The following is an 18,700-nucleotide window of genomic DNA, read 5'->3' as shown; positions in this document are numbered from 1 at the left end:
TTAAAATATAAAAGTTATAATTTTATAGTTTTTTGAATTGCTATCTTCACTGCTTTTACCTGTAAGTCTAACGGCAGGCAAGGTATATTTTGACCATTTGTGAGAAATTTTTCAACAACTTGTTCTGGTAGATAAGGAACGTGAATAAAACCTGTCTTAATGGGAAATCCGAATTTTGCAGAGTGATACAAACTTAAATACATAACTTCGTTGCAGACGTACAATCCGGCAGTATTAGAAACAACAGAAGGGATTCTCTCCTTTCTTAATTCGTTAACTATTTCTTTTATAGGTAGTTTAGAAAGGTAAGCTGTTTCCCCATCTTTTCTTAATTGTTCGTCTTTTGGTTGATAATTTTCATTATCGGGGATTCTAGCGTCCATCAGATTTATAGCTACTCTTTCCAAGCTTATACTGCTCCTACCACCCGCTAATCCTAAGTGAATTGAGATATCAGGTTTATGTTCCTCCAACAACTCTATTAAGATCTCATCGGCTTTTTTGAACACAACAGGTAGGACCTTTGTAACTATTGAAACTCCTTCAAACTTTTCATTTGTTAGGGAGTCGATAATTTTTTCTGTTGGATTTATTTTATCGCCCCCAAAAGGTTCAAAACCAGTAACTAATACTTTCATAAAATATGACCTCCTTTTTAAATTTTACGTACTGTCTTTTGCAACTCTAAAACATCGATTAGCGGCCCTTCACCCTGCTCCCCACCCCACAGTAAGCCCACATGACATTTGGATAAAGGAATTTCCACTCCTTTCATATACAAAAAGCGGACAAGAGTCCGCCCATTATTCGTATTAATTATATCATTTTTTCTTTTGAAAAGAAATAAAAGCCTCTTTCCAGATATCATGTTCTTTTGGCTCAAAACATTGAAATTCGAAAGATCTTTTTATTAAGTCCCGTGCTTCCTCAAAGTTTTTTACAAGTTCCAAGGCGTATAACTGAGAGACTAAGTTTCCTACGGCTGTTCCTTCAATAGGGCCAGTTAAAACAGTTAGTCCTGTTGCATCCGCAATGAATTGACAAAGTAATTTATTTCTGGTTCCTCCACCTACCACATGGATCCTTTTAAACTCGATTTCCAATATCTTTGATAGTTTTTCTTTAACTTCATTTACTTTGAAGGCAATCCCTTCCAACGCCGTTCTTATAACTTGAGATGTTTCATTTAAAACGGTATCGTTATCTTTTATAGATTGTTGAATTATTGCCTGTATCATGTCTTGAGGGTTTTGTAAAGAAGGATCATCTACATTGATATAAGAAGAAAATGGTTTTGCGTTCTGTGCCATTTCTGTAATTTTTTGATAAGTATCGCTATTATCCGGCAAGTTGAGACTTTTTATAATACCTTGGATTAACCACATTCCTGTTACGTTTGCCAATATTCTAAAAGATCCATCCAAGCAACCCTCTGCGGCTAAATTGTTTTCCATGAGTTCTTCGTTGTAGGGGACCTCATTAACAATGGCACCAGTCAAGCACCATGTTCCTAAGCTAATGAACATGGTATCTGAGGGGTCTGAAGCAATTGCGGAATATGCGGACCCTGTGTCGTGACTGGCTGGAAGAATTACATCTATGTTTGAATTGTTATTTAAAACATCTATTTTTATTTTACCGATTTTTGTACCGGCAGGTACTATTTCAGGTAATATATCAGGAATGTCAAACTTTTTCATTATTTCATCGTCCCATTTTCTTTTTCTATGATTATAAATTTGAGTAGTTGTAGCCATTGTAAAATCAATAGCTTTTTCACCTGTTAAAAAATAATTTAGCAACGAAGGGATCATCAATAGGTCTTTTGAGATTTTGACAAAATCTGGAGCATATTTTTGGTAGGCTAATATTTGGTACAATGTATTGAACGGTTGAAACTGTGTTGGGGAGTGTTCATATATCCATTTCTTGCCAACCTTTTCTATTGTCTCTTGCATTGTATTCGTTTTAAACATATTTCTGTAATGAATTGGATTGTTTATTAAATAACCGTTTTTGTTTAAAAGTCCGAAGTCCACTCCCCAACTATCTATACCTAAAGACAGTATCTTTTGATCATTTTTTTGAGCTATGTGAATGCTCTCAATTATATGATCATACAGATTCAAGATATTCCAATAAGATATTCCATTTATTTCAACCGGGGAGTTTGAAAAACGGTTTACTTCACTCAAGATAAGTTTGTCATTCTGTATGTTACCTGCCATTACTTTTCCACCTGACGCTCCGAGGTCGATAGCTAAGTGTAGATATTTCAAAATTATCACCTTTTCTTTGAAAATTTTTTTAGAATAACTTCCCTGGGTTCATAATGTTATTAGGGTCAAGCGTTTCTTTTACCTCTTGCATCCATTTGTACTGTTTTGGTTTTGTCTTTTTTAGTAACTCCTTTTTTATGAACCCTACTCCATGTTCCCCGCTTATGGCTCCACCCATTTGGGCAGCTTTCATCGCTATTTTTCCAAGTATCTCTTCCGATAAGGTTTTCCATTCATTTGGTGGAAGATTTTTTGGTTTTAATGGTGCAGGATGGAGGTTACCATCAGCTGCATGTCCTGCCACAGGAATATCTATGTTAAACTCGTTGGCTACTTCGTTGATGTATGTCATCATTTCAGGTATCTTCGATGTTGGTACTACGACATCTCCAGTTGGTACATACGGATCTACAGCTTTTAAACTTTCCAACCAGTTCCTTCTCATACGCCATATCTTTTCAGAGTTACTTCTGTTATCTGCTATGAATACGTCTTTTGCTCCGTTCTTTTGTAATGCTTTGCCACCTTTTTCGTACAATTCTTCAATCTCTTGCAAGCTCGTTGCTTCGTATTGAACTATGAGATAAGATTCTACCTCGTCTTGGTAGGGTAATTTCATTCCAGTGTATTTTGAAGCATAGTAAATGGATTTCTTGTCTATGAATTCTATTCCTGAGGGCAAACTCTTTGTTTCGACCATTAATGGAGCGACATTGCTTATAGCTTTTTCAACACTTTCAAAGGGAACCAGCAAGTCAACGACTTTCCCTGGCTGGGGTATAAGATTTACGTATATCTTTGTGAATATTCCGAGCGTTCCTTCTGAACCTATAAAGAGTTGTAATAGGTTGTAACCACTCGAATCTTTTCTTCTTTTTCCCCCATATTCTACTATCTCACCGTCAGGCATTACTACCTCTAATCCCAATATATGGTGAGATGTGTTTCCATATTTTATCACTTTACTCCCACCTGCATTGGTAGCAACGTTGCCACCAATGAAACTTGTTTCTACACTCATGGGATATCCTGCATAGTATAATCCTTTTTCTGATACAATTCTACATAGATCGTTCGTGACTACCCCTGGTTCAACCACAGCGACTAAATTTTCTGAATCTATTTCTATTATTCTGTTCATTCTCTCAAGGGATATTACTATTCCTCCAAATATCGGTATATCCGCACCAGCCAATCCACTGCCAGCTCCTCGTGGTGTTATGGGGATCATTTCGTCGTTTGCCAGTTTTATTATTTGGGAAATTTGCTCTTTGGTTTCTGGTTTTACTACAACATCTGGCATGTGTGCGTAATACTCTCCACCTGATTCATCGTTTGAGTAACTTTTTAGACTTTCGGTATCATCGTATATCAACAGTGCATCGTTTTTTAATATTTTTCTCAACTTTTCAACGGTATTGGTAGTTACTTTTCTGTATTCACTCATTTTGATCACCTGATTTTATTTCTTTTTCTAACAACGGCAGTATATCCAAAGCATCACATACAATTCCAAGATCAGATACCTTGAAAATCGGTGCCTCTGGGTCCTTGTTTATCGCTATAATATATTTAGATGACGACATTCCAGCTATGTGTTGCACCGCACCAGATATTCCTATGGCTATGTACAGTTTTGGGCTGACCGTTTTTCCGGAAAGTCCCACTTGGTGAGAGTAGTCTATCCACCCCATATCTACTACCGCCCTAGTCGCCCCAACTGCACCTTTTAGTTTCTTTGATATGTTTTGTAAGTATTTGAAATTCTCAGGCTTTTTTAAACCTTTACCACCTGATACGATTACATCAGCTTGCTGAAGTGGTTGTATGCTGGATTCGTCTTTTTTAAATTCTATCCATCTATATTTTGATCGAAAGAGTTCTTCATCGTACTCTATTTTTGTTATTTTCCCTTTCCTGTTTTCGTCTTTAGCTAAAGGTAGTTTCGATTTAGGTCTTACCGTAGCCATCTGTGGTTTTGTTATTGTTTTTATCTTTGCCATCACGTTTCCACCTATAGCAGGCCTTATTTGTATCAGAGATCTTGTTTTTTCTTCTATTTCAAAGTCCGTACAATCAGCTGTTAAGCCCGTATTTAATTTTGCAGCAAGAGCGGGCATGAGAGTTCTTCCCCTTGTAGTTGCAGATGCAAGTATTATTTCAGGTTTGAAATCTTCTACCATTTTTTTGAGTATGTTTGTGTGTACATCAGGATAGAAATGTTCTAGTTTCTTATCTTCAACATAGTATACGTTGTCAGCCCCATATTGAATAAGGCTATCTAAATTCTCCACTTTGTTTGATATTACTACACTTGATAGTTCAACATTCAATTTTGTGGCTAAGTCTTTTCCCCATGATAGTAATTCGTACGATACTGTTTCTATTTTTCCTTCATTTATCTCAGCTATCGTCCATACGCCTTTGTATTCTTGGTTCATGATATCACGCCTTTTTCTTTTAGGAAGTTTGTTATTTTTTCTACCGCTTCTTTTGGGGTTTTTACTACCATCTTTTCACCATTTCTTGATATCTTTGGATAAAATACTTTTACAACCCTTGTTGGAGACCCTTTAAGTCCTAACTTTCCTTCCTCTATTTTCAACTCTTGATTGCTCATTATTCTTATAATACTTTTTTTAGCTTTTAGTTTGTTTTCTAAATTCGGTAGTCTTGGCTCGTTTATTTCCTTTACAACTGTTATTAAAGCTGGTAACTCGGTTTGAATAATTTCATTTCCGCCTTCTATAGCCCTTTGAACGATTATCGTATCGTTTGTTATGTTAATTATCTTGTTGACATAGGTTAGTATAGGAATATCTAACTGTGTGCCAACAGATGGTCCTACTTGACCTGTTTCCCCGTCTGTTGCCCTTTCACCGGCGAATATTATGTCGTAATGTTTGTCTTTTAAATATTGAGTCAGTGTATAAGCGGTTGCTAATGTGTCAGCGCCGGCAAACTTTCTATCTGTTAGTAATACTCCTTCATCACATCCCATGGATATTGCTTCTTTTAGTGCGTATTCTGCTGAAGAAGGCCCCATCGTTACTACCGTTATCTTAGTTTGTGGTGTGCTTTCTTTTATTCTCACTGCTTCTTCGACTGCGTACATGTCCAATGGGTTGAGTTCGGATTCTAATTCACTCCTTATCATTGTTCCAGTTTCCTCATCTATCTGTACTTTGTCAGTGGAAGGTACTTGTTTGACTAATACGCATATTTCCATGAAAAAAAATCTGCAGGGGACTCACCATTTTAATGGTGAGAGGAATGCAGAATCTCTCCTCCTTTTAAGATATTTGATATCCATAACCGTCATTCTTTTGTAGTAATGTAAGATATTTTGGATGTACATCACCAACACCATTTAATAAAAAGCTTGGCCTATGTCGTATTGCAATTCGCCCAATATGGATACCTTTATTTTTCCCTTTTGGTACATTTGCTAAGACTATGTCGCCTGTTTTGTATCCCATATATGTTCGTTCTTTTGGGCGATAACTCTTTGGAAACCCATATTTATCTACAAAACATATTCTACGCATTCCATGACCCATCGCTGTGATTTCTAAGACTTGCATATCTGGTTCGAGTTGAACGTTATAACCACTTTCTCCTACACAAGCTGCATCTATCCAATGTTTTTTGGAATAATTTTGCATCTCACGATTGTATTTTGTCTGTCCACCAGTTCCTACTTCGATAGGTAATCCTTCTTTCTTCAACTGGTTAAACAGATACCAACGTGTAGCATTAACTGATGCTACATCTTTGAGGGGCCCCTTTGCTCTTGCCTTTATTTGGTTCAATTTTTTAGGATTGTTAGCTAGAAACTCATCGATAGATTGATTATTTTTCTTCTGATTGCATTCGTGGCAAGCTAATGTTAGGTTACTTATTCTGTCACTTCCACCTTTAGATTTTGGTACGATATGTTCTATTTCTAACGGTACATTTTCTTTACCGCAATATGCACATTTTCTACCCCATTTTTCGAGGAGATACTCTTTTACTTCATATCCATACAATGTTCCTCGTTGATACTCTACCCCCTTAATCTCTGGATTTTGTAGCTTTTGAGTATCAAAACGGACTAACTCCATTGAAATACTCGTAACTGGAGAAAAACGTCGAATACGTTTAACCCATGTAAGAATGTTTTCTGCACGACTTATGAGACTAGGTGGCAACCAACCTTCCTTTCTCTTCCTATTCAAAAATCGTGGCTTTCGGTATCTTGTTTTTCGATTTCTACGAAAACGTCTTACCCCTCTACGAGTATCTAAATTTTTTTTAATTACATGTCCTCTGTGATAAATCACAGATGCCCAAATAACTTTCTTACCACGTTTAAAATCTGCTACTAAAGCAACTCCAGTATACTTACTGCCAGGATCGATTTTAACCTGTATAGGTTGAGTATCTCCACCTTCACGATCTTTCAGAATAATTGTGAATGGATGGTAACGAAATACTGCTGCTTTCCCTTTCTTCAGTAACTCTCTTGCCCTCGCAGGATGACATGGCATAAGTGGCTGTTTGTTTTTATCTAACACAAAAACTCGTTGTACAGATCTCTTTTCCATGGAAGTTACCTCCCGTTATCCCTTTCGGGTTAAAGTGAGCCTCGCCAATGTTATTCTGGCTTTTTGCGTTCAACACACTGGCTTCAACCCCGTATGCCTGTTTAATGTTGAACGACAGGGCATGGAACTGGCTCCAGCATTCCAAGGTGTCATGACCAGAATAACGTAGTCTTCCAACTTTGCCGTTAAGCTGTTTTCAAACTTAGGCTGGTCAACTCCGAGGCTTTTCGCCTCCGTCTTTAGACGGGGGTTGTTGACTAAACTTGGCTCCTTTTCAATTTTTTATCTTTCCAACAACGTAGGGCCCTTGAGGAATTACCGCTATCTTGGCACGGTGCCCTTTTAATTTTAAAGCGTTTTTTAATCCTTTTTCTAAACTATTGATTTTATTTGAAAAAGTATACTTGTACTCTTCTTCATCTAACGATGACAACATAAAAATGTTTTTCGTTTTCTCTAATACTTGAGTTAACTTTTGGACTTCCCATTGATCGCTTTTGAAAGTTTCTGACGAATCATGGTTTTTTAAAAATTCTTTTATTCCCTTCTCTTTTACTTCTAAAAGCATTTCTTTAAATTCTTTTTTCCCGATGCCATTTTCGCATTTAGAAGCCATTATTATTACTCCATCAGGTTTTAAAATCTCTGAAGCTTCAACTAAACCTTTAATGGTTTGATAAAAGTTCTGGTCTAAAGGATATCCTCCATTTGAGGTTATCACTATATCCACAGGTTCTTCAATTTTCACTATTGAATCATATGCTACCATATTACAACCTATCTCGTGAGCTTGAAAGATATCACCTGCATAAATCCCATTCACTTCATTTTTCCCGTTTAAAGAAACGTTTACTATGAAATCACAGCCAGCCATCAAAGCCACTTCTCTAGCGATTTTATCAACAGGATTATTTTCTAGCTGACAACTTTTTGAATGTGGATCTCCCATTGCCTGAACACCATGAAATACTTTCAAGGTTTCAATGCCAACGATTCCTGGGCAGATTGACTTTCTTCCCCCTGAATATCCTGCCATAAAATGGGGTTCTATTAAACCTGTACAGATCTTTAAGTCCGCTTCTAAATATTTTTTATTCACAATAGCGGGGCAACCAGAAGAAGTTTGCCCAATCTTTTTCAATTGAGTATCATCGTATGCATCGTGATTAATTATTTTTATATTTTCATCCAAAACTTCTTTACCAACTAATTCTTCAAACATACTTTCTGGGACTGGTTCATGTGAACCATTTGCGATTAGGATTGATATATTCTCCTTTTTAATACCACCTAACCTCACGGAATAGATTATATAGGGCAAAATAAGAGAATTTGGTACGGGTCTTGTGGTATCCGAAATAACTATGCAACAGTCTTTTTTCCTTTTAGCCAAGGTTGAAAGAGAAGGGGTGCCAAAAGGAGAACTCAACGCTTTCATCATCTCAATGTCAAAAGCACCCCACACGCCCTTAGCTTCCGACTTTTTTAATAAAGAAACATTTAAATTTTCATCTAAATCTAATTTTTTTACTTCTTTACCATATGGGATTTTAACTCTCATTTTTTCACACCTTCAAAATTATTTCTTGTTAGTGTTGTATTGAATATACAATACATGTGTGTTTAGAAATTCCTCTACACCATGTTTTCCATCGTCTCCACCGATACCAGATTTTCTCCAGCCAGCGTGAAAACCTTGCATGGCTTCAAAATTTTCTCTATTTACATAAGTCTCGCCAAACTTTATTTCGTTTGCCGCTCTCATCATAACGTCTAAGTTCTGAGTGTAAATAGACGATGTTAAACCATACTCACAGTCGTTTGCATACTCAATGGCTTGATCAAGATCCTTGAAAGTAACAATGGGAAGTACTGGACCAAAAACTTCTTTTTGAATTATTTCCATATCTTGAGTACAATTGGCTAAAACTGTAGCTTTGTAATAGTATCCTTTTTCAAATTTATCGTCTTCTCCTCCTGTTAACAATTTTGCTCCTTGATCTATGGCTCTTTTAACAAATCCTTTAACAGATTCAAGAGCGTTCTTGTTGATCAAGGGTCCCATCTCTATATCGGTTTCTTTTAAAGGAACACCGTATTTTGTGTCTTCCATTGCTATAGTCATTTTTTCAATAAACTCATCTGCTACCTTTTCATGCACGTAAACCCTTTCGGCACAGTTGCAAACTTGTCCTGTATTTATTACCCTTGATTGTTTTATATATTTTACCGCATCGTCTAGGTTGGCATCATCCATAACTATTGCAGGAGCTTTTCCTCCCAACTCTAAAGATACTTTTGTAATGTTTTTTGAAGCTAATGCCATTATTCTTGAACCAGCTTCAACACTTCCTGTAAAACTTACCATTCCAACTTTTGGATTGGAAGCTAACTCTTCACCGACAACTGAGCCTCTACCTGTTATCAAATTGAAAACACCTTTTGGTAAACCACTTTCTGCAACTATTTTTGCGAACTCAAAAGCGTTGTTGGGGGTATCTGAACTTGGTTTTACAACTATAGTATTTCCTGTAATCAACGCTGGGGCCATTTTTCTGGCAATTAGGAAAAAAGGAAAATTCCATGGAAGTATCCCCGCAACTACACCAATTGGCGCTTTATATAGGAAAATATTTTCATTTGGTTTGTCGCTTGGGATGATCTCTCCTTCAATTCTTCTAGCCCATTCAGCCATGTAGTCGATGTAATCCGCAGTGAAATTTATCTCAGTTTCGGCTAAACTTCTAATTTTACCTTGTTCTTCCATTAATATTTCTGTTAACATCTTAGCGTTTTTTCTTATGCCATCTGCGATCTTTTTTAAATATTTTGCCCTTTCTATAGCTGGCAATTTTTCCCATTTCTTTTGAGCTTCATATGCTGCATCTATAGCTTTTTTAGTTTCTTCAACCGATGCTTCAGGAACCTCGGAGATTACTTCTTCGTTGGCTGGATTTATTACCTTTATCATTTTACCAGAAACTGACTCTACAAATTCACCGTTTAAAAACAGTTTGTATCTTCTCATTTGTAATACCTCCTCTATAAAATTTCGCCTTGTGACACTTTTTTAAAATCATTTTGTTTCTATGATGTCAATGAATGTTGATTTAGCCTTCAGTTGTTTTAATTCTTATTTTGGGAGAGATTAGAATTCCCATAGGTTTAAGTCTGTATTCATATGACCATTGATTCCCCGTTGTTCTCCAAGCATCTGGACCAAACCAAGAATAGGTTTCATCGCAGTTATGTATGGTTCCAAAAGCATTTATTCTATTTCCGTAAGCGGTAATGTCTATTGTGTGTCTTCCCTTTGAGAGTTTACCCAATTCTAATGTATAAGGAGCGAAAGCAATCTTTCCTTTTTCATAGCCATCTACCGATACTGAAAGCAAAGCAGTTCTAAATTGTGGAATTTCTAGCTCTGCGGCACTTTCTTTTTCATATTCAATTGTACAATGATAAGTTATATTACCAGCGTAAAAAGGAAGTCCTTGATTGACCCAGTCTCCAAATGAGAGTTCTTTTTTAGGTTCAACAATTTTTACATGTTTTCCCCTAACTTCTACACCAAAGTCTCCTAATAAATAATTCCATTCAATATTGGTTTTCGAATTGAAAGGTATTTCAAGTATAATTTCTGTAAATCCTTTTGGTAAATTTGGTATATGAACCTTTTTTATACATTTATCTACAAACCAACCCGAAACTTTAGATTCTACTTTTTTACCGTTAACAATAATTTTTGTGTTTTCCGGGTTTTCTAAAGCCAATAATGGATCGTTTACTTCTATTTCGGATTCTATTGTGTACTTTAATTTCAACAAGTGATTATATGGTTCTTCTTCTTTGTTAGTCCATGGTTGAGCGACTTTCTTTTTTCTAAATGGATATCCTAAAAGTTCTCTAAACTTGTTGTCTATTCTTAATATTTCTTCTTTTGATTGCCATTCACCGTTGTCAAATGAATATTCCGCCATATCAAGCACAACAACATTCGGTTCTGATAATGAGTAAAAAACTGGGTCTTCTATTTGAATTTCTTTCATAGGTGACAATGTGTTTTTCTTTTGTTCTTTTTTACGTGGTTGGGAGGGTTTTAATTCTAGCAATAAGCTATCGTGAGGATAAAATTCGTGTTTTATCACTGTTGTTCCATTTTTTATTTCAGCTTCACACTGTTTTATTTCTGCATTTACAGTATCGTAGATAACAGGCTCCCATATTCCTTTAATTATGATAGATATTTTTTCTTTTTGTGCAATATCAGGATTTTTCATTTTATATACATGCGAGATGAACAGCCATCTTTTGTCTTCTTCAGATCTCAATTGATAAAATAGCTTATCAGAAGGTGTACCATCTTCTTTAAATATTTCTATATCCTTATACTGATTTAATTCTCGTAACAATGCACTTTTGGAAAAGGGAATAATTAATGATTTTTTAGCCAATTCTTTAACTCTATCAGATTCAACTGCATCAACAAATTTTGGAGGTTCTGAAAGGAATATTATTTTTCCACCAGATTTCTGAAACATATCAAGCCTTTCCAAGGTCGTTTTTCTAAGGGTTTCACAACCAGGAACTATTATAACTTCGTAATTCATCTTACCAACTTGGAAGGTATCTTTTTCTTGAAGTTCTGACAAAGAAGGTAATAACGATTCAGATATAAAATCAAAATCTATGAGACCGAAAAGCAACCATTCTATAATATTTTTAAAATTTGTTTCCATTTCTTCTCTTTTAGTAGCGGTCTTATCTTTTGGTCCCCAGTGTAACCAATAAGACTCGATTGGATGTATTACCCCTACCCTTACTATAGGCTCCCCTCTTGTTAAAACGGTATTTAAGCGAGAAAAATGATTTTCAATTAGAGAATATTCTTTGTACCAAGGAATTTGGTATCCAATGCTAGGGGGATAATCCCTTTTAGCTTCTCCTTCCATAGAATACCATGTGAGATGATGAACCCTCACGGTAACTCCCAAAGCAGCTTGCCAATCTCCTGCCAGTTTGTAACCTCTGAAATCAAAATCCCAGTTGGTAACACCATATATCTCACTTAAGACACCTTCTCTACCATATTGATGTGCAGCACTTTGAGCTTGCTTTGCTGTAGAAAATTCTCTCCAATCGCATAACATGTCTATCCCAGGAAGTTGAAAAGATCTATAAGATCTCATAGCTTCGCCAACAGCAGCTGTTTGAGATTCTAGCGTAGGTTCTTCCATTAAATGACCTGTTAACATAATCTCGTGCTTTTCACACCAATTTCCTATCGTATCAGCAAATGCTGATACAAAACGTTCTGTTAAGTGATCATGGTACCTATATCTAACAACTGAAACTTGATCATTCGGTAACTCCCATATCAGTTCGGGAAGACGATCTATTAAGCTTTCGTTGTAGATATTATAATAACTTTCTTCCAAATCATCTGTAAATGGAAGAACTACCTCTTTTTTTTCATCCGAAAATGGTAAGTAACTTTTTTTGGCAAATTGAGGTTCGTCTGTAAAGATGGCGGGAATTGATTTGCCAAAATCTTTTCTTAATTCTTTGTAATATTTTTCGTGAGTTATATCTAAAAACCTTAGAATTGCATGTTTATCTAGTGTATTAACATAAGATTGATTGTTAAACCAAGGATCATCTGTAGCTATTTCAAGATAAGCCCACCATATATCTGAACCATTTCTCACTTTACCGTTGTCTTTTAATCTCTTATAATGAACTAAATAGCCGTTTTTTAAAGATATTTCATATTTTCCAAGAAGTTTTCTCTTTTTGCCTTCTATTCTACCTGAATGAGTAACAGCTTCTTCTAAATCATTGTATTCAAAAGGAGTGAAAACAAGAAAACGTTGTCTGTACCTATTGTCTTTTGTAACGTAGCCTCCGGCAAATCCAGACGGCCAACGGTCCTCGTCGTATAGCCAACAAAGCATCTTTTCTTTTTTTGCTTTCTCATTACAAAAGTTTACTAAATTCATAAATTCGTCACTTAAGTAATTTACTGCCAAACCAGTTCTTGGATGAATATGGAAACCACCCATCCCCATTAATTTAAAAACATCTATCTGTTCGTTCAATTCATTAGGATTCAACTTTGAATTCCACGACCAAAAAGGCGCACCCCGATATTCACTTGGTGGATCTTTAAAAAAATCTTCTGTTAGTTTTTCTATTTTCTTAGGGTACAACATATGGATTCTCCTTTATTTTTTCTCTAATTCAAAATAATATTGACCACTACCTAAATTTAAGATTATATTTTCTTCGTTATATTCTTTTAGTTTAATATTATTTCTTTCTTTAAAATCTTTAATTTGTTCGTTGCCGAACAATAAATCTTCTCCCTCTTTCAAATTAAATTCATCCCATAATTTGGGGATAAATACGTCAGCTTCCGTTCCAAAAGGTATTACTACCGAGAGCTTAAATAGGTTTTCACATTTTTCCCAAGAAACATGAAATTCACCGCTTATTGTTTTAATTTTAGCTGAGGCAAATTTTTCGTCACCAACTAAATGAGGCTTAATTTTTGCTTTTTTCCATCCATCTTTTTCTAAAGATATACCAGCCAAATATTTATAAAAAAAGGTATCCACAGAGCCTAACATAATATGATTTTGAGAGTTCATTCCTCCAGCTTCTAACTTTTCCCACCTCTCCCAAACGGTGGTTGCGCCTTCTTTAATCATGTATCCCCAGCTTGGATAGCTTTCTTGGGTTGCTATTCTAAAGGCGAGGTCTGAGTATCCATTTTCACTTAGCACATCGAATAAATACCTTGTTCCCACTATTCCTGTATCTAGATGAGAATCCTGATGCTCCACAATATTATTTATCAATTTATCTAAAATAAATTCTTTTTTATCATTCTGAACCATGTTGTAGTATAAAGGGAGAATTTGTGATGTTTGAGAAATTAATTGATCTACTGGTCCAAACATTCTACTTTCGTAACCATAATCTTTAAGAAAGTAGTCATTAAAAGATTTTTTAATGTTTTCAGATAACTCAAAGTAATGTTGAGCATCTTTTTCTTTTCCTAAAACCTCTGCAATTTTTGAAAAGAGATAAACGTCATTGTAGTAATACCATGTTGAAGTGAACTCCACAGGGGTTTTTTTAGGAGATATAGCTCCTGGGGGGCACCAATCACCAAATTTGCCCAATTTTTTTAGCAAATTGTTTTCACTACTCCTATGTAAAAATTCTACGTACTTTTTCATAGATTCATAGTGATCTGACAAAGCTTTTTCATTTTTATAGTATTTATACAAGTACCAAGCTATCGTTATGTACGCAGTTCCCCATGCAGGATCTGCTGGATAAAGTTTTATATAGGCAGGTACAACATCAGAAATTGAGCCGTCCTCTTTTTGCGATAATTTTATCTCCTGAAGATAATTTTCATAAAAAAGGTTCATATCAAAATTATATATCGCTTCTTCCGCAGATAATTGTGCATCTCCCATCCATCCAAATCTTTCATCTCGCTGAGGGCAATCTGTGGGAATACTATGTAGGTTACTCAATTGTCCCCACAATATATTTTTATGGATTTTATTTATAAGTTCATTTGAACAGTAAAAGTCACCAACCTTTTCTACATCTGAATGAACAAAACGGCCTTCTATATTTTCTATTGTAGGAACAAATGGGAATCCGCTTACTTCCACATATCTAAAACCATGGTAAGTGAATCGTGGTTCGTAGCTTTCTTTACCTTCACCTTTTAGGATATACGTATCTGTAGCTTCAGCTTTACGAATTGTATTAGTTTTTAAAGAGCCATCTTCATTGACTAGTTCGCTATGTCTTAGTTTTAATTGCGCACCTTTAGGACCAGATACACTAATTTTTACCCAACCTGTAAAGTTCTGACCAAAATCATATACAAATACTCCTGGTTTTAGGGTGTACATTTTTATGGGCTTGAGAATTTTTGTGACCCTAATTGGTGGCATATTTTGATACCTCAAATTTGGGCCTTTTGTAATTTCTACTTCTTCCCAATTTGAAGCATCAAAATGGTAAGTGTTCCAACCTGGCATTTCTAATGTTCGATCGTATTTTTCACCGTAATATATTCCATTTTCCTGTAAGGGTCCATGAGATGAAGCCCAACTTTCATCACTTAATATATATTCTTTTTCTCCATTTACATATTCGACCAATATTTGAATTATAAGTTTTGGTTTCGAATATCCAAATTGTTCCAAATGCCTTCCGTTACCTAAAATCACTCCTACACAATTCTGCCCTGTAAGAAAGGAAGTAATATCGTAAACATTAAACAAAGCTTCTTTGGAATATTCTGATTGTCCAGGGTCAAGAACGTTATTTCCTACTTTTTCTCCATTTAGATAAAGTTCGTAGAACCCTAACCCACTAATATATGCTCTAGCACTCTGTACCTCATTTTTAATTTCAAATGTTTTTCTAAAATACCCAGCATGGTAATGTTTGAATTTTTCTGTGCTAAAATCACCTGCAGAATAGAATGTTTTTAGATCTTCTTTTGTGATCCATTTTGCTTTCCAATCGCTTTTACTCAAAGGTCCAGTTTCAAAAAAAGATACTTTACTCCAACTGCTTTCCTCTCCTTTTTCATCCCATATTTTAACTTTCCAGTAATACCTTTTGAAGCTTTCCAATTCTTCACCGCTATAGTAGCAGTAATTATCTTCACTTTCGATTTTATGAGTATCCCAGATATTTCCTTCATCTTGTTCAATGAGTTGTTGAGATGATGATATTAAAACTCGATAGGCACTTTGTTTTTTCCTTTTTTCACTGGTTTCAACTACCCACGACAGCCTGGGCCTTGTATCTTTTAAAGCTAAAGGATTTATAGAATATACAGTATACATCCCTTTAACATCGGGTTTCATATTGGTTTCTCCTTTTAATACAAAAAAATGTTGTAATCCTGTTCTTCTCAAATGACCAGCAAATCAATTTAATATATCGTTTCTCTTTCCTTCACCATCTTCCAGTACTCATCACTCTCCTTTACGTATTTTATTGTATCTTCAGGTAATTCTTTTTCTTTTCTCACCTCCCTTAAAATTTCCCTTACATCTGTTTCGTATGCTTCTTTTAAAGTTTCTTCTGCTTCTATAACATCATGGTTTTCTTGAGCTTGTTTCAATTTTTCATAATCTACTAGTAGAGACTTTGCATAGGTAATTTGTAGATTATTTAAGGACTGTACCACAGCAAGGATTTTTGGTTTTACATTGTGACTTTGATCTAATACCAAGCTAATTTTTTGGTTTTCACTTTCTGCAGAAAGATCAAAAAATTTGTTGAGTTCGACGAAGATTAGAAATAATTCATACGGATTGAGAGAGCCTACAGTTAAATCATCGTCTGCGTATTTTCTTGAATTGAAATGAAACCCACCTAACTTCTTTTTTTGAGATAATAAAGAAACTATGTATTCAATGTTCGTTCCTTGGGGATGATGACCTAAATCGACAAGTACTTTCACTTTTTCTCCTAATTCTTTTGACAACATATATGAAGTTCCCCAATCAAATAGTAGTGTCGAATAAAAAGCAGGTTCAAAGAATTTATATTCTAAAAGCATAGTCATATCTTTTTCTAAATGTTTCGTAATTTGTTTTAATGAATCTTCAAGTAATTCAAAAGATTTATTGAAATCTATCTGTCCAGGATAATTAGAACCATCTGGGATCCACATAGATAAAATTTTTGAATTTGTTTGTTTCATAATTTCTATACATTCAAAAGTTTGATCAATTGCTTTTTGCCTTATTTTTAAGTTAGAATTACTTAGTGAACCAAATAAGTAGTCTTCATCTTCAAAATAATTTGGATTGACTGCACCTATTTTTAATCCTTTTTCCTCTGTGTACTCTTTTAAAGCTTTATAATCTTCAACTTTGTCCCATGGTATATGTATTGCAACAGCAGATACAGCATCGGTTATTTTGTTTACAAATGCAGCGTCATCAATTTTTTCATAAACATTTCTGGCTTCACCGGGAATATGAAAAGCATGAAATCTTGTTCCAGATTTTCCGAACCCCCATGAGGGGACTTCTACTTTAAAATTTTTTATTTTTTCTTTTATCTCAGTTAACTCCATCATTGCTCCTCCTTGTTTCTTCTGAAAAATTCTTTAAATGCTGCTATTTTTTCTTTTGGTATTTCATTCACGTTAGAATAGAGTTTTGAAATAAATGAAACTTGAGCGAGAAACTCTAAAGTTTCCAACTTTACATATGCTTCATTCATGTCCTTTCCCGCAACGGTAACACCATGGTTTTGGAGAACGAATACACGAGATCCTTTTTCTAAACCTTCGTTAAAAGCATCTGCAAATTCCTGGGTTCCAGGCATTTGATAGGGGATATAGGTTATTGGATCCAAAACTAAAGAAGATTCAGGAAGAGCGTTTATAGGTAATTTCTCAAAGGTGATCGCGAAAGAGGTAGCATATATTGGGTGAGCATGAATAATTGCGTTTACATCATTTGTTTTTTCGTATATTTTAATATGCATTTTTCTTTCTGAAGAAGGTTCTTTGAGCCCATCAATTTTATTTCCATTTTTATCTACTGTGATGATATCTTTCTCTGTTAGAAAGTGTTTTATAGTCGATGTTGGAGTAATATATATCTTGTCTCCATATTTTATACTCATATTTCCGCCTGTTCCATCTGTCAGTTTTCTGTCCCATACTAATTTTGCAAATTCTGCAACTTCTTTTTTTAATTGCTCCTCTAGCATGTTGTAGCCTCCTGTTTTTTATTGTTTGAATTGATAATCCTAAATTTAATATTATATTTTTGTAAAATATGATCATCATGTGATAATATTATGATATAATTTCATCATAGTATATCAGTAATTAGACGAAATACAAAACTAACATAATCAAAGAATTTTCGAGTTATTCGGAAATAATTCATTATAATCGACCATAATCGGATTTTTTGCATGAATTTAAACTTTTTAATTTTTTCTTTAAAACATATTTATATAAAACATCGATGGAGAGTGATTTTAATGACAAAAGTTATGAGGCAGGATAGAATTTTAGAAATTTTAGAGAGAGAAAAATCTGCTAATATAGAAGATTTGGCTCGAGAGTTGGATGTATCTATGGTAACTTTAAGAAGGGATATTTCAGAGCTTTATAAAAAAGGGCTAATTGAGAAATTCTACGGAGGTATAAGAAAAAAGAGAAATAATTTATCCGAAGCTCGATTTTTTGAAAGAATGAAACTTAATCAGGATAAAAAAGAAAAGATTGCTGAGTTAGCCTTAAAATTTATAACTAGAGATTCGACTTTGTTTTTAGATGCAAGTAGTACTTGCTATATTTTAGCTCAGAAAATAGCTCAAAAAAAAGAGTTTTTAAACATTGTAACTAATAATCTCTACACTGCATTGGCACTCTGTGAAAATCCTACTCACAACGTTGTAGTTGCAGGTGGAACATTAGATAACAAAAATGGTGTAACTGTTGGGGTAATTCCTGAGAATATGATGAAAGAAATCCGTGTAGAAAAAGCCTTTTTTTCTTGTAGTGCCTTTTCTTTTGAAGAAGGCACATTTGAAAATCTTCCACAAAGTGCAAGTATAAAAAAGATAGTAGCAGAAAATTGTAATGAAATATATATGCTTGTTGATAGTTCTAAGTTTGGTAAAAAATCTATAATGAAAACATTTGAAATAGAAGAAATAGATAAATTTATCACTGATACTTATAATGAGGATTTATACAAAATCTTTGTAAATAGGCTTGTTTGTTAAATAAAGGGGGCATTAGCCCCCTAAAAT

The 18,700-nt window shown here is 34.7% G+C and carries 13 protein-coding genes; 1 reads left to right on the top strand and 12 read right to left on the bottom strand.

Annotated features, from left to right (window positions below; translation table 11 throughout):
• Nucleotides 1-14: 14 nt before the first annotated feature.
• From X925_RS05110 to X925_RS05055, 12 genes are all read right to left on the bottom strand, one after another.
• Entirely contained in the window at nucleotides 15-638 is a 624-nt protein-coding gene (locus X925_RS05110; protein ID WP_103065337.1) for a pyroglutamyl-peptidase I, read from the bottom strand.
• Between the two features lie 183 nt (nucleotides 639-821).
• Nucleotides 822-2,288: a rhamnulokinase family protein gene (locus X925_RS05105; RefSeq protein WP_255408261.1), complete on the bottom strand. Its 1,467-nt coding sequence runs from the start codon at nucleotides 2,286-2,288 to the stop codon at nucleotides 822-824.
• 19 nt (nucleotides 2,289-2,307) lie between these two features.
• Nucleotides 2,308-3,726 (bottom strand): FAD-binding oxidoreductase, encoded by a 1,419-nt coding sequence (locus X925_RS05100; protein ID WP_103065335.1) that lies wholly within the window; start codon nucleotides 3,724-3,726, stop codon nucleotides 2,308-2,310.
• A complete protein-coding gene (locus tag X925_RS05095) occupies nucleotides 3,719-4,720 on the bottom strand; it encodes an electron transfer flavoprotein subunit alpha/FixB family protein (RefSeq protein ID WP_103065334.1) in 1,002 nt (333 codons plus the stop codon). The genes X925_RS05100 and X925_RS05095 overlap by 8 nt, the downstream gene beginning before the upstream one ends.
• Complete coding sequence (locus X925_RS05090) at nucleotides 4,717-5,508, bottom strand: electron transfer flavoprotein subunit beta/FixA family protein (protein ID WP_103065333.1); 792 nt, start codon at nucleotides 5,506-5,508, stop codon at nucleotides 4,717-4,719. Before X925_RS05090 ends, X925_RS05095 begins: the two co-directional genes overlap by 4 nt.
• A 64-nt stretch (nucleotides 5,509-5,572) precedes the next feature.
• Nucleotides 5,573-6,868: an RNA-guided endonuclease IscB gene (gene iscB, locus X925_RS05085; RefSeq protein WP_103065332.1), complete on the bottom strand. Its 1,296-nt coding sequence runs from the start codon at nucleotides 6,866-6,868 to the stop codon at nucleotides 5,573-5,575.
• 274 nt (nucleotides 6,869-7,142) lie between these two features.
• Complete coding sequence (gene larA / locus X925_RS05080) at nucleotides 7,143-8,429, bottom strand: nickel-dependent lactate racemase (RefSeq protein ID WP_103065331.1); 1,287 nt, start codon at nucleotides 8,427-8,429, stop codon at nucleotides 7,143-7,145.
• Between the two features lie 18 nt (nucleotides 8,430-8,447).
• Entirely contained in the window at nucleotides 8,448-9,896 is a 1,449-nt protein-coding gene (aldA, locus tag X925_RS05075) for an aldehyde dehydrogenase (protein ID WP_103065330.1), read from the bottom strand.
• A gap of 82 nt (nucleotides 9,897-9,978) precedes the next feature.
• Nucleotides 9,979-13,080: a hypothetical protein gene (locus tag X925_RS05070; RefSeq protein WP_103065329.1), complete on the bottom strand. Its 3,102-nt coding sequence runs from the start codon at nucleotides 13,078-13,080 to the stop codon at nucleotides 9,979-9,981.
• Between the two features lie 12 nt (nucleotides 13,081-13,092).
• Nucleotides 13,093-15,777, bottom strand: a complete 2,685-nt coding sequence (locus X925_RS05065) for an alpha-L-rhamnosidase (RefSeq protein ID WP_199171183.1) — start codon at nucleotides 15,775-15,777, stop codon at nucleotides 13,093-13,095.
• 68 nt (nucleotides 15,778-15,845) lie between these two features.
• Nucleotides 15,846-17,003, bottom strand: a complete 1,158-nt coding sequence (gene rhaI / locus X925_RS05060) for an L-rhamnose isomerase (RefSeq protein ID WP_103065328.1) — start codon at nucleotides 17,001-17,003, stop codon at nucleotides 15,846-15,848.
• The gene (locus X925_RS05055) at nucleotides 17,000-17,644 is read right to left on the bottom strand and encodes a class II aldolase/adducin family protein (protein WP_103065327.1); all 645 of its coding nucleotides are present in this window, start codon (nucleotides 17,642-17,644) and stop codon (nucleotides 17,000-17,002) included. Before X925_RS05055 ends, rhaI begins: the two co-directional genes overlap by 4 nt.
• Before the next feature lie 279 nt (nucleotides 17,645-17,923).
• On the opposite strand from X925_RS05055, the gene X925_RS05050 reads away from it, so the two are divergent.
• Nucleotides 17,924-18,673, top strand: coding sequence for a DeoR/GlpR family DNA-binding transcription regulator (locus tag X925_RS05050; RefSeq protein WP_158245202.1), 750 nt, complete (start codon nucleotides 17,924-17,926; stop codon nucleotides 18,671-18,673).
• Nucleotides 18,674-18,700 lie beyond the last annotated feature (27 nt).

This window comes from Petrotoga sp. 9T1HF07.CasAA.8.2, assembly GCF_002895585.1.
In the GTDB taxonomy this organism is placed as follows: Bacteria; Thermotogota; Thermotogae; order Petrotogales; family Petrotogaceae; genus Petrotoga; species Petrotoga mobilis.
The sequence above is the reverse complement of the archived record's forward strand: the minus strand, read 5'-3'. Positions and strand labels throughout refer to the sequence as shown.

Coding starts and splice junctions, on each gene's coding strand:
- X925_RS05095 (WP_103065334.1), bottom strand. CDS start 4,720: ATGAACCAAGAATACAAAGGCGTATGGACGATAGCTGAGATAAATGAA.
- X925_RS05050 (WP_158245202.1), top strand. CDS start 17,924: ATGACAAAAGTTATGAGGCAGGATAGAATTTTAGAAATTTTAGAGAGA.
- X925_RS05070 (WP_103065329.1), bottom strand. CDS start 13,080: ATGTTGTACCCTAAGAAAATAGAAAAACTAACAGAAGATTTTTTTAAA.
- larA (WP_103065331.1), bottom strand. CDS start 8,429: ATGAGAGTTAAAATCCCATATGGTAAAGAAGTAAAAAAATTAGATTTA.
- aldA (WP_103065330.1), bottom strand. CDS start 9,896: ATGAGAAGATACAAACTGTTTTTAAACGGTGAATTTGTAGAGTCAGTT.
- X925_RS05090 (WP_103065333.1), bottom strand. CDS start 5,508: ATGGAAATATGCGTATTAGTCAAACAAGTACCTTCCACTGACAAAGTA.
- rhaI (WP_103065328.1), bottom strand. CDS start 17,003: ATGATGGAGTTAACTGAGATAAAAGAAAAAATAAAAAATTTTAAAGTA.
- X925_RS05055 (WP_103065327.1), bottom strand. CDS start 17,644: ATGCTAGAGGAGCAATTAAAAAAAGAAGTTGCAGAATTTGCAAAATTA.
- X925_RS05110 (WP_103065337.1), bottom strand. CDS start 638: ATGAAAGTATTAGTTACTGGTTTTGAACCTTTTGGGGGCGATAAAATA.
- X925_RS05065 (WP_199171183.1), bottom strand. CDS start 15,777: ATGAAACCCGATGTTAAAGGGATGTATACTGTATATTCTATAAATCCT.
- X925_RS05100 (WP_103065335.1), bottom strand. CDS start 3,726: ATGAGTGAATACAGAAAAGTAACTACCAATACCGTTGAAAAGTTGAGA.
- iscB (WP_103065332.1), bottom strand. CDS start 6,868: ATGGAAAAGAGATCTGTACAACGAGTTTTTGTGTTAGATAAAAACAAA.